Origin of the sequence: Bradyrhizobium sp. SZCCHNR1051 (assembly GCF_032489615.1) — a bacterium.
GTDB lineage: Bacteria > Pseudomonadota > Alphaproteobacteria > Rhizobiales > Xanthobacteraceae > Bradyrhizobium.
Genome location: NZ_JAUEYJ010000017.1, coordinates 90,785 through 102,775, shown reverse-complemented (window position 1 = coordinate 102,775; position 11,991 = coordinate 90,785). Strand labels below are relative to the sequence as shown.

Below are 11,991 nucleotides of genomic sequence, written 5' to 3'. Positions count from 1 at the left end.
GGCACGCCTAGAGACGGGCACCACGAGCCGATCCGCGTGACCCGCGATCGATGTTGGATATTCGTTCGCTCAAGTCACGGCGTTACGCTGCCCGTGAGCCGATGAGCACGGAACGGTCAGGCGTGGCGACAGGGAGGACGGTAGGGCGAGGACCCGTGGCATTGCGTCGTCAGCGCCTCGTCATAGGGGCGCCAGGACAGCGTCCGGGAGGCGGCAACCGGCTGTGCCGCAGGATTGTCGTTCGCCGGGACGGCGGTCAGACCAGCCGCGGCAAACGGACAGGTGTTGACCATGCCCGGAAGGACGGCCTTCCTGCACGGCTTGGGCGCGCTCGTGGTCGTTCGGGACCATTGAGGGGCACCGGCACCGGTGTCTGCCGTGGCAACCTCGAACGTTCCGAGCAGAGGCGCCAGACTCAAGACGAGCGCGATCAGCGCCGCCATCAGGCGGCGTGTCATCGCGGGCATCTCGAAATCAGCATGCCTCATCTTGGATCATCTGCTCCAGCTTGGACTGGTCGCGCAGACCGGCCGCTCTTGGCAACTGACATCTTCGTGACGCCGCGAACTTGCGGCCCAGGCCGGCATCGCGTGAGCAAAGCGAGTGGTTCTCAAAGTACGTTGATCGGTACCTTCAGGAATGTCTTTCCCGTCGCGTCCGCGGGAGGCAGATGTCCGGCGCGGATATTGACCTGAAGCGATGGAATGATCAGGCGCGGCATGCCGAGCGTCTTGTCGCGGGCCTCGCGAAGCGCAACGAACTCGTCCTCGGTCATCCCGTCTCGCGCGTGGATGTTGTGGAGCCGCTCCTCGCCGACGGTCGTTTCCCAGCGCACCGCGCGGCCGTTGGGGGCATAGTCGTGACACATGAACAGCCGGGTCTCGCGCGGCAGCGTTTCAAGGATCTTCCGGATCGAGCGAAACAGCGTGCGCGCATTGCCGCCTGGAAAGTCGGCCCGCGCCGTTCCCCCGTCGGGCATGAACAGGGTGTCGCCGACGAAAGCTGCATCGCCCATCACGTGCGTGGCACAGGCGGGCGTGTGACCGGGCGTGTGCATCACGAGGGCCGTCATCTGTCCCACCTGATAGGTGTCGCCATCCTTGAACAGCCGGTCGAATTGGCTGCCGTCGCGGCGAAACTCCGTGCCCTCGTTGAAGACCTTGCCGAAGGTCTCCTGCACGGTCAGGATATGCTCGCCGATGCCGATCTTGCCGCCGAGTTTGTCCTGGATGTAGGGCGCAGCGGAGAGATGATCGGCATGCGCATGCGTTTCGATCAGCCACTCTGGCCGGAGTCCGTTGATCTTCACGTAGTCGATCAGCATGTCGGCGGAACGGGTGCTGATGCGGCCGGCCGCGTAGTCGATGTCGAGGACGGGATCGACGATCGCGCAGCACGGCGATGACGGGTCCTTCACCACATAGCTGATCGTGCTGGTGTCAGGATCGAAAAATCCGGCCACCTTCGGCTGCACGCGGAGATCGATTGGATAGGACATGGCTGCTGCTCCACGATTTGGCTCCGGGGCGGCATCGCCGCCCACGCCGCGTTTGTCGTCCTGCGCGGTCTAAGACATCGGACTGGATTTCGTTCCGCAGGTATTGATGCCGAGCATCGCGTAGGGCGGGCACCAGCCGATCAGTGCGGTGCCGAGCGGGATCAGGCCCAGAAGGCCCCACAAGGTCTGCGGCCCTACGACCGTGAGACTGAGGATCGCCAGTCCGACGATGATCCTGAGCAGCCGGTCGATCTTGCCAATGTTCTGTGTCATGTCGCGCTCCCCTTTGGCTTGCGATGATGCAGACGATAGGGCGGGATACGGCGCGCGTATGTAACTAAGTCACCAAGAGGAGCCGGTTCCTAATCATGCTGGGCCAGCTGGACAAGCGCCGGTCTGTCGGTGATCTCGACGATTCCGCGAGCCATTCGCAACCAGCCGCGCCGCGCGAATTCATTGAGCTGGCGGCTGATGACCTCGCGTGCGCTGCCGAGCTCGTTGGCGAGATCCTGATGCGTTGCAACGATCTGCTGCTTTGCCCCGGCAAGCTCGAGAAGCTTCTGGGCGAGCCGCACATCGATCCGCTCGAACGCAACCTCCTCGATGATGCGGAAGAGATTGGTGACGCGGCGGCTGAACGCGGTGAAGACGAACTGACGGAATTCGCGCGAGCTGGCGATCAGCCGGTCGAACAGCGCGCGCGGGATCGCCACGGCGCGGATCCGGGTCTCCGCGATGCCCTCGGCCTGGTATTCCTCGTAACCCATCAGGCAGGCCGTGGTCAGCGCGCAGCTTTCGCCTGCCTGGACGCGGTAGAGCACGATCTCGCGGCCGGACTCGGACGTCTGCTGCACCCGGATGGTCCCGTCCAGCAGCAGCAGGAAGGAGTCCGGCGCCTGGCCGGGGCCGAAAATCCGGCTGCCTTCCGGAAGCTCGACAATGAGGCTGGCCTCGCGCAACTGCGCGAAGATCTCCTCCGGCAGTTGTCGCAACGGCGGGAAAGCGCTCGTCCAGTCCTGCTCCGACGACATCACGACATCCGGCTGCGCCACATCGGCGTCGTCCAGACTTGCCATAGGATCGCGCGTGGGTCGAGGGACGGGATCTGCCCCCCGACCCTAATCTTCGGCACCACGAGGGAGCTCGCATGGACTCCGGCAGCGCGTTGCCTTGCAACCGATCGGCGTCTCACGCATGCGCGGCCGTTGCAGGCGGGCCAGACCAACAGGTTGCCGCACCTGCCGGCAGAGCAAGGCCCGCGCACTCTCGGACCGCGCCTTTCCTCGCTCTTTGCTCTTAGCTCTTGGTGCTTGCCGTCTTGTCGAGCGCCGCCCGCAAACCCTTGGCGAGCTTGATCGCATCATCGTTCGCCCAGAAGTGCATGAAGAAGAGGCGGGGGTGTTCGTCCAGCATGTGGCTATGCAGCGCCGTGACCTCGATGCCGTGGGCACGGAGCGTCCGGATCACGGGGTTCACCTCCTCCCCGCTCAGCACGAAGTCACCGGTGACGGCGGCCTTGCCCGCGCCGGTCGGCTGGAAGTTGATGCCCGTCGCGACGCCCATCGCCGCGACGGGAGACAAGGATAGTCCGCCCTCGACAATTGGATCGCGTCGCGGCACGTTGAACTGATAGACCCCGCCATTGGCCTGTCCTTTGACCGCCAGGATCTGATCGAGCTGTGCCGTATCGAGATCGATGGCCGGCGGCGTGGTCGGCGACGCCGCAATCGTCAACGGTGTCTTGCTGTCGGCGAGGGCGTCGCGGATGGCGGACGCGAGGTTGACGGGATCGCCGTGACCGGCGACATGCATGTAGAACGTTGCTGGGCTCGCGCGGAGCAGATGGTTGTGCACGGCGCTGATTTCGAGCCCGCCGGCGATCATCTTCGCCATTACCGGATTGACCTCTGATTCCAGCAGGACGAGATCGCCCATGATCATGGTGCCGCCATGCGCTGGCTTGAACGCGACCCAGCCGCCGAGCGCGAGCGCCGGCCTGATGGTTACGCCGTCCAGAGTCACCGCGAGATCGGTGCGCGGGAAGCCGTACCGGCGGACGTCTCCCGCCACGGATGGTTTCCGGCCCAATGTCTCGTCGACCTTCTGCCAATCGGTGTCCTGTGCGCGCGCCGTCGAGACGATCGGTCCGGCGCCGTGTGCGAGGAGGCAGGCGCCGAGGCCCAACAGACTCCAGATCGTGCTTCTCATCGTTCGCTCCTTTTGGTCTGTCACTGCCCCATGTTCCGTCGCAGCGTGCTCTCAGATGACGCCCGCAAAGCGCATCAGGATGCCCGCGATGCACGAGGCGGCGAGCACGACGAGCATTCCCACGTTGAAGCGGAAAATGGCCGTAGCGGCCGCAACCGACAGGACAACGGCCGGCAGGTCGATGCTCATCGGCCGGGGCGCGTCGAATGACAGTCCAAATCCCTGGATCGGAAAGGTCTCGCGGAAGAGGGTGTGCAGCGCGAACCAGATCGACAGATTGAGAATCACGCCCACGACGGCGGCGGTGATGGCCGAGAGCGCGCCGCCGAGCGCCTTGTTTCCCCGCAACGCCTCGATGTAGGGCGCGCCGACGAAGATCCAGAGAAAGCACGGCGCGAACGTCACCCACGTGGCCAGCAGTCCGCCCAGCGTGCCGGCGAGCATGGGAGACAGCCCGCTGGCGCCGCGGAACGCGGCCATGAAGCCCACGAACTGGACGACCATGATCAGGGGACCGGGAGTCGTTTCCGCCATGCCGAGGCCGTCGAGCATCTCGCGCGGAGCAACCCAGTGATAGTACTCCGCGGCCTGCTGCGCGACGTAGGCGAGCACGGCGTAGGCGCCGCCGAACGTCACCATCGCCATCTTGCTGAAAAAGATCGCGATCTGGCCGAAGACGTCGTTCGGCCCGAGCAGGATCAGCAGTGCGAAGACGGGGACGAGCCAGATCGCGAGCCAGACGGCCGCCACGCGCAGCGTGCGCGCAGCGTTCGGACGGACGTGATCCGGCACGGCCTCGCCGAGCATGCTGTCGATCGCGCCGGCGCTCTTGCCGCCGTGCTCGAGGGCTGCGAACTCCGGCCGGCCGAGGCGGGCACCGACGAAGCCGATGACTCCGGCGGCAATGACGATGATCGGAAACGGCGCCCCGAAGAAGAAGATTGCGACGAAGGCTGCGGCCGCCAGTCCGATCATGATCCGATTGCGCAGCGCACGCTTGCCGACGCGGACGACGGCCTGGATCACGATCGCCAGCACGGCCGCTTTGAGGCCGAAGAACAAGGCTTCGACGACGCCGACATTGCCATAGGCTGCATAGATGTAGCTGAGGCCCATGATGGCGAAGATGCCGGGCAGAACGAAAAGCGTTCCTGCGACGATGCCGCCCGTGGTCCGGTGCAGCAGCCAGCCGATATAGGTCGCAAGCTGTTGCGCCTCCGGGCCGGGCAACAGCATGCAGTAGTTCAGGGCGTGCAGGAAGCGGCTCTCCGAGATCCAGTTCTTCTCCTCGACGAGGATGCGATGCATGACCGCGATCTGGCCGGCGGGGCCGCCGAAGCTCAGCACGGCCACCCGGATCCAGACGAGAAGCGCCTCATTGAAGGAGATGCCGTGGGCGAGCTCCTCCGCGATCGGCTTCCGGGATGCTGCGACGTCCGTCATGACTTCACCTTGCTGGTCGGCCAGTTGTGCGCCTCCTTCGTGGCGTCGCGGCACCAGCGGTAGAAGGCATCATAGAGCAGCAGGCCGGCGCTCAGCTGCTCCAGATCGTCGTCATACATTCGCGATAGGCCGAGTGAAGCGGCAAGGAGGCCAGGAGCCTCGGGCGAGAGATCAAGTCGCGCCGTATCCGCGGCACGCACCAGCGTGGCGAGTCGTTCCAAGGGTGGTGTCCGCAGACCGAGCTCCTCGACCATGATGTCGAAGGTACAAAGCTCGCCGCGGTGGCTCCAGAAGACATTCTCGATGTCGAAGGGAGTGGCTTGGAAACGCTCGGCGACGGCTTCGACTTCGGCCGGCGTCACGAACAGGAAGACCGCGGCGGGGTCGACGAAGCGACGGATCAGCCATGGACAGGCGATGCGGTCGATCTTGGGGCGTGATCGCGTGACCCAGACGGTGCGGCCGCGGTCGTCCCTGCTCGGAATTCTGTCGGCTGGCACGGTCGGGAGTTGTGCCTCTGTCCAGCCGACGTGCCCGCCCTCGAGGACCTCGGCTGCGACGTTGCTGCACCGGAGCCAGGCCGCGGTGCCTTCGCTCAGCTTCTTGCCTTTCTGGCAGATCACGACAACCGATTGGCCGGTGAAGCTCGGTGCCCATTGCTGGACGTCGAGATGGGAGCGCCTGACGGCGCCGGGGATGAGGCGTGGGTCGGCGGCGAAATCCTCGTCGACACGCACGTCGACGAGCCGTGGCGAGGTCGCCGTGCCGATCAGTCGAGACAATTTTTCGGATGATATCGAGGTGTATGATGATGACATGTTGCGCCCTTGGTGACCAGGACGCGATTCTTGGGCATGTCGCCTCGCGGGGAGATCGCACATCCCCGTAAGCGAAATAAAGCGCTCGATGGCTCGGCTGTCAACTGCCGGATGGGCCGGGAACGCCGCGGAGGTAACGCGCTGATCTCTCCCTGTCCGGCTGGATCCCGGATCGCGGGCCTCACGTGATGAATTCGTGCAGACCCAGCCACCCCGTATAGACCCCGACGAGCACGATCAGAGCCGCCGAGACGTAGGGCGCACGGTGGGCGAAGCGACTGAGCCCGCTCCAGTGCCGCTCGACGTGCCGCAGGCTAAGGGCCGCCGCGACGCCAACCGAGACCATCGTGATCGCCAGACCGATGCCGAAGCACAGCACCAGAATGAAGCCGAGGGCGAACTGCTTCAATTGGATGCAGAGCAGCAAGACGGTGATGGCGGCGGGGCAGGGGATCAACCCGCCCGTGAGACCGAAGGCGACGATCTGCGCGGTCGTGACCGTGCGTCCCGCAAAGCGCTTTCGAATGTCGTCCGCATGGGCGCGTGCGTGGGCATCGTCCTCATCGCCGAGGTCCATGTGATCGTGCCCGTGTTCCTCGAACAGGATCTCGGCAGTGTCACCCGCAAGCGCAAGCCGTGCCTTGAACGCGTGCGGCTCGGGAATCTCCTCGATGCTCTCCAGGTAATCGTTTGCGGCGCGGAAGCTGAAGCTCTGCGCGTCGCCATCTCCGCGAATGGTCGTGAGCTGGAGTTCGCCGGCCGGAGGGAGCGCGCCGGACTCGGTCCGGACTCGCCAGCGTGGCGGCACGCCGTCTTCGAAGATCTCGAGCAACAACGTACGTCCGGTCAGCACGACGGATGTCGGCGCGTCATGATGATGATGACCGTGATGTTCATTCTTATCCTGCCACGTGCGCCAGACCATCCACACGGCGATGCCGATGATGACGACGGCCGAGATCAGTTGCAGATAGGCTTCGCTCCGCGCCCCGGAGAGTTCCTGGCCAAAGTGAAGCCCGGCCAGCGCGATCACCCACACGATCGCGGTGTGGGAGAGGGTTGCCGACAGGCCGAGCAGCACGGCCTGAAAAACGGTTCCTCGAATCGCGACGATGAACGCAGCCATCATGGTCTTGGAGTGACCCGGCTCGAGCCCGTGCAGCGCACCCAGAACGATGGCGCTGGGGACGAACAGCCAGGCGTTCGCGCTGCCTTGTTGCAGAAGGTGAGACAGGTCGGTCATGCGAGTGTCATTTCAGATAGGTTCGAACCACTTCGATGAGGTCCGCGGCGCCCTTGGCCTTTTCAGGATCCTTTTCATGCGCCGGATCGACGACATGGTGGCGGATGTGATCCTCCAGCAGCTCGGTGGTCAGGCCTCCGATGGCGCCCCTGACCGACGCCACCAGCATGAGGACGTCGGCGCAGCCCAGCTCCGCGTCCAGCGCCCGTTCCACGGCATCGATCTGTCCTTTGATGCGCCGGACGCGCGCAAGCAGCTTCGACTTGTGTTTGATCGTGTGCGACATCTCCATAAGATAGGGGGGTACCCTACAGAGGTCAACAGGACTCCGGGACCCCGACCGGTCTTTCGCCCGTGGCAGGAGCGCTTCTCGAGCCAGCCCGGCTCGACATGGACGACGTTGCGCACGACGTGCGTCCGCCGTCCTCGACGCATGATCGGACCGTCCAGCCCGCCTCAGATCAGCAAGGGCAGCTGTGCGTCCGCCCCGGCGTCATTCTGCTGCTGCAAGGATGACAGCGAAACGCCGAGGAGCCGCACCGGCTTCGGCAACGGCATCTCGCTCTGCAGGAGAGCAACGGACAACCGGGCCAGATCCTCGCGACTCCCGACCGCGTGGGCGACGGACCTGCTGCGCGTCATGATGTCGAAGTCGGCGAACTTGACCTTCAGCGTGACCGTCCGGCCTCGGTTGCCGCTGGTTTCACAATGCTGCCAGACCTTGTCGATCAGGGGCTGCAGCTCCGCCAACATCGGCTCGAATTCCGTCAGGTCCGTCGAGAAGGTGTTTTCGGCGCCGACGGATTTTCGGATGCGATTGGCTCGGACCGGGCGATTGTCGATTCCGCGCGAGATCCAATAGTAGTGGTTGCCCGCTTTGCCGAAGTGCTGCTGGAGGAAGGGCAGGGTCTGATTGCGGATGTCGAGGCCGGTATGAATTCCGAGCGCGTTGAATTTCGCAGCGGTCGCCGGGCCGATGCCGTGAAACCTGCCGACCGGCAGCCCCTCCACGAAGACCGGACCCATCTCCGGCGAAATGACGTATTGCCCATTGGGCTTGCGATGGTCCGAGGCCAGCTTGGCGAGGAACTTGTTGTAGGAGATTCCCGCGGAGGCATTGAGTCCGGTTTCGGCCTTGATCTTGGCCCGGATCTGCAACGCGATGTCGCGCGCCAGCGGAATGCCTCGCAGGTTTTCGGTGACGTCCAGATAGGCCTCGTCCAGCGACAGAGGTTCGATGATCGGCGTGTGCTCGGCGAAGATGGCGCGGATCTGCTGGCTGATGGCCTTGTAGACCTCGAAGCGCGGCTTGACGAAGATCAGGTCCGGGCACTGGCGCTTTGCCGTCACCGACGGCATGGCCGAGCGCACGCCGAACGCCCGAGCCTCGTAGCTTGCGGCTGCCACGACGCCGCGCTCGCGCGATCCGCCGACGGCCACGGGTTTGCCGCGCAGCTCGGGATTGTCCCGCTGCTCGACCGACGCATAGAATGCATCCATGTCGATGTGGATGATCTTGCGAATGGCCGGCGGCGCGGCATCCTGTTCCGGACCGGAGCTTGGCATCGCCAAGCTCTATCAGAGCGTGGCGATGAAGTCTGCCCGGCCCGAGCGCTGCCTGCGACGTCCCTTTGACGGCGGCGTTGCGATGAGATCTGCCCGTCAGGCCATCAAACGGCGGCTGGGGAAAAGCGCTCAGAAAAAAGGATGGCCTACGGTGATTGAAACGAAGCAGCGCAGCCGGGACCCGTTGTCAAAACGGGTCACGCCGCCGCGACCGAAATTCGCCTGGCCCGGCTGTGATGTTTGAGCTCACGTTCCTGGGGACCTCGGCGAGCGTTCCGTCCGCGGACCGCAATCATCCCGGCCTTCTCGTTCGAGCAGGCCGGGATCGCATTCTCGTCGATTGCGGCGAGGGGATCCAGCGTCAGCTGCTCCGCGGTGGGGCAGGCTTTCGGCGGCTCGATCGGATCCTGCTCACCCACGGCCATTTCGACCATGTCCTCGGCATTCCCGGACTGTTTTCCACCCTGCGGCTGCGCAGGAGCGCTGACATCATGCGCGTCCACGGCAGCCCCGGCACGCTCGATGTGGTGGTCCGAATGCTCGCGGGGCTGTGGGGCGAGGGCCGCGCGCCAATCCCGCTTGAGTTCGTACCGCTCAGGCGCGGGGAGGTTCTCGACGCCGGTGAGTTTACGATCAACTGCTTTCCCGTCCGGCACCGCGACACCGACAGCTTCGGCTTCGAATTTGTGAGTCGAGCGCGCCGCCATCTGCTGCCAGAGCGTCTGGCAGCGCTCGCCGTGTCCGATGGGCCCGTGCGGAAGGCCTTGGCGGAGGGCCGGCCGGTCACGCTGGAGGATGGCCGAACCATCGATCCTGAGGATGTTCTGGGGCCTCCGCAGGGACCAAAGAAGCTCGTCATCGTCGGCGATGCGGAAACGACCGAGGGTCTGCATGAGTACGTCCGCGACGCGGACATGCTCGTGATCGAGGCGACCTTCCTCCGGCGCGATTCTGCCATGGCTCGCGACTACGGCCACCTGACGGCCGCGGAGGCCGCCGGCCTCGCGGCGTCCAGCAACGTCAGGCAGCTCGTCCTGAACCACATCTCCGGCCGCTATCCCGACGAGGAGATCCTCGCCGAGGCGCGGGAGATCTTTCCTGACAGCCGAGTCGCGATCGATTTCGACCGGATGGTGGTCTAGCGGCTCGTTCGGGCACGTCTGCTACGTCGCACCCGAGCCGCTCTGCAAACGGCTCTGGGCGAACGCGATGTACCAGTCGAGGCAACCGGGATTGGCCATCGCATCGCGGTTGATGACCTTGTCGAGGGGCTGCCCGAGCAGGAGCTTCTTGATCGGGAGCTCCTGCTTCTTGCCGGACAGCGTGCGCGGGATCTCGGTAACCGCGAAGATGTCGTCAGGCACGAAGCGTCGCGACAGGCTGCTTTCCACCGCCATGTTGATCTTCCGCTTCATCGCTGCATCGAGCGCGACGCCGTCGCGCAGGACCACGAACAGCGGCATGTAGCTGTCTCGGCCGAGATATTCGAGATCGACGACCAGCGAATCGAGGATCTCCGGCAGCGCTTCGATGGCCGAGTACAATTCGCTCGTCCCCATGCGCAGCCCGTGGCGATTGATGGTCGCGTCGCTACGACCATAGATCACGCAGGAGCCGTCCGGATTGACCTTGAGCCAGTCGCCGTGCCGCCAGACCGGCCCGCCCTCGCGCGTCTCGAAGGCGTCGAAATAGCTTGCGAGATAGCGCACATTCCCCGCGTCGTTCCAGAACCGCAGCGGCATCGACGGCATCGGCGCGGTGCAGACGAGCTCTCCGACCTCGCCGATGACAGGCTTGCCCTGGTCGTTGAAGGCCTCGACCGCTGCGCCGAGGACGCGGCACTGCATCGTTCCGGGCACCTGCGGCAATTCGCGATTGCCGCCGATGAAGGCGCCGGCGAAGTCGGTGCCGCCCGAGATGTTGGCCCACCACATTTGCGCCTGCGCCCGGCAGCCATTGACCTGCGACAGCGCCGCGAACCGCTGATCGAACCAGGCCTGCGTGTCGGCGCTGAGCGGCGAGCCGGTGGACCCGAGGCAACGCAGATGGGACAGATCGCCCGCGTCGGCCAGGTTGATGTCCGCCTTGACGCAGCTCGCGAAGAACGCCGCGCCCGCACCGAAGAAGGTGGATTTCGAATTCGCCACGAATCGCCACAGCGTGGTCCAGTCCGGACGATCCTTCGGTCCGGCGGGGCTGCCGTCGAAGATGCAGCACGTGGTCCCGTTCAGAAGCGCGCCGACCTGGTTGTTCCACATGATCCAGCCGGTCGAGCTGTACCAGTGATAGCGCTCGCCGAACGAATTTGGCTGATACGAGCAGCCGATGTCGTTGTGCAGTCCGAGCAGGGCGAGTGTGACGATGATGATTCCGCCGTGACCATGCACGATCGGCTTCGGCAGCCCGGTGGTGCCGCTCGAATAGACGATCCAGAGCGGATGATCGAACGGAAGCCGCTCCGGTTCGAAGGCATCGACGCCAGGGCTTGTTCTTGCCAGAACGTCCGAGAGACGAACCCCGTCGCTCACCTGCGCGCCGGCATCGTCACTGTGCAGGATGACGTGACCGAGTGTCGGCAACGACCGGCGCAGCTCCTCGACGACACCGCGGCGATCGTGCCGGCGGCCGGCATAGGTGACCGCATCGCAGGCGATCAGCACCTTGGGTTCGATCTGCTTGAACCGGTCGATCACGGCGGGCGCGGCCATGTCGGGCGCGCAAACGCTCCAGATCGCGCCAATGCTCGCCGAAGCGAGAAACGCGATGATGGCTTCGGGTATATTGGGCAGATAGGCGGCGACCCTGTCGCCGGGCGCCACGCCTTGCTCGCGCAGATGCAGCGCCAGGGCGGCTGCCTTTCGCCGAAGCTCGGGCCAGGTCGTCTCCGTGAGCCTGCCGTCCTCGTGACTGCTGATGATCGCAGGCAGGCCCGCCGCATCGGCGGCGTCGACGTGACGAAAGACCTGCTGGGCGTAGTTGACCGAAGCGCCCGGAAACCAGACCGCTCCCGGCATCGTGCGCTTGCCGAGGACGGTCGAAGACGCGGTCGGCGACTGCAGGTCATGATAGTCCCAGATGCTGCGCCAGAATCCGTCGAGGTCGCGGATGGACCATTGCCGCATCTGCTCGAAGTTCTCGAAGTGGAGGCCGCGATTGTCCCTCAGCCATTGCCGATAGAGAGCCATTTGCGGGACATAGGGAGCTGTCATCATTCG

13 protein-coding genes are annotated in these 11,991 nt (G+C 64.9%); 2 read left to right on the top strand and 11 right to left on the bottom strand.

The annotated features are described in order from the left end of the window. Positions 1-116: 116 nt before the first annotated feature. From QW868_RS21350 to dinB, 10 genes are all read right to left on the bottom strand, one after another. A complete protein-coding gene (locus QW868_RS21350; protein WP_316231432.1) occupies positions 117-458 on the bottom strand; it encodes a hypothetical protein in 342 nt (113 codons plus the stop codon). Positions 459-610: 152 nt separating this feature from the next. Further along, the gene (locus QW868_RS21345) at positions 611-1,498 is read right to left on the bottom strand and encodes an MBL fold metallo-hydrolase (RefSeq protein WP_315771320.1); all 888 of its coding nucleotides are present in this window, start codon (positions 1,496-1,498) and stop codon (positions 611-613) included. A gap of 69 nt (positions 1,499-1,567) precedes the next feature. Then, positions 1,568-1,771, bottom strand: coding sequence for a DUF2892 domain-containing protein (locus tag QW868_RS21340; RefSeq protein WP_315736661.1), 204 nt, complete (start codon positions 1,769-1,771; stop codon positions 1,568-1,570). 89 nt (positions 1,772-1,860) lie between these two features. Beyond that, a complete protein-coding gene (locus QW868_RS21335; protein WP_315771433.1) occupies positions 1,861-2,529 on the bottom strand; it encodes a Crp/Fnr family transcriptional regulator in 669 nt (222 codons plus the stop codon). A gap of 265 nt (positions 2,530-2,794) precedes the next feature. Then, positions 2,795-3,706 (bottom strand): DUF1259 domain-containing protein, encoded by a 912-nt coding sequence (locus tag QW868_RS21330; RefSeq protein ID WP_316231431.1) that lies wholly within the window; start codon positions 3,704-3,706, stop codon positions 2,795-2,797. Positions 3,707-3,757: 51 nt separating this feature from the next. Beyond that, a complete protein-coding gene (chrA, locus tag QW868_RS21325; protein ID WP_316231430.1) occupies positions 3,758-5,149 on the bottom strand; it encodes a chromate efflux transporter in 1,392 nt (463 codons plus the stop codon). Next, entirely contained in the window at positions 5,146-5,967 is an 822-nt protein-coding gene (locus tag QW868_RS21320; RefSeq protein WP_316231429.1) for a sulfurtransferase/chromate resistance protein, read from the bottom strand. The genes chrA and QW868_RS21320 overlap by 4 nt, the downstream gene beginning before the upstream one ends. Before the next feature lie 181 nt (positions 5,968-6,148). Next, positions 6,149-7,210, bottom strand: coding sequence for a nickel/cobalt efflux transporter (locus QW868_RS21315; RefSeq protein ID WP_316231428.1), 1,062 nt, complete (start codon positions 7,208-7,210; stop codon positions 6,149-6,151). A 7-nt stretch (positions 7,211-7,217) separates the two neighbouring features. After that, the gene (locus QW868_RS21310) at positions 7,218-7,496 is read right to left on the bottom strand and encodes a metal/formaldehyde-sensitive transcriptional repressor (protein ID WP_315736666.1); all 279 of its coding nucleotides are present in this window, start codon (positions 7,494-7,496) and stop codon (positions 7,218-7,220) included. Positions 7,497-7,666: 170 nt separating this feature from the next. Then, entirely contained in the window at positions 7,667-8,776 is a 1,110-nt protein-coding gene (dinB, locus tag QW868_RS21305; protein WP_315771327.1) for a DNA polymerase IV, read from the bottom strand. Between dinB and QW868_RS21300 the strand changes: the two genes are divergently transcribed. Both QW868_RS21300 and QW868_RS21295 read left to right on the top strand, forming a co-directional pair. Continuing rightward, positions 8,709-9,020, top strand: a complete 312-nt coding sequence (locus tag QW868_RS21300) for a hypothetical protein (RefSeq protein WP_315771435.1) — start codon at positions 8,709-8,711, stop codon at positions 9,018-9,020. The genes dinB and QW868_RS21300 overlap by 68 nt on opposite strands. Beyond that, the gene (locus QW868_RS21295) at positions 9,013-9,918 is read left to right on the top strand and encodes a ribonuclease Z (protein WP_316178455.1); all 906 of its coding nucleotides are present in this window, start codon (positions 9,013-9,015) and stop codon (positions 9,916-9,918) included. Before QW868_RS21300 ends, QW868_RS21295 begins: the two co-directional genes overlap by 8 nt. 21 nt (positions 9,919-9,939) lie before the next feature. On the opposite strand, the gene QW868_RS21290 is transcribed toward QW868_RS21295, so the two are convergent. Then, positions 9,940-11,985, bottom strand: a complete 2,046-nt coding sequence (locus QW868_RS21290; protein WP_316231427.1) for an acetoacetate--CoA ligase — start codon at positions 11,983-11,985, stop codon at positions 9,940-9,942. Between the last annotated feature and the right edge of the window lie 6 nt (positions 11,986-11,991).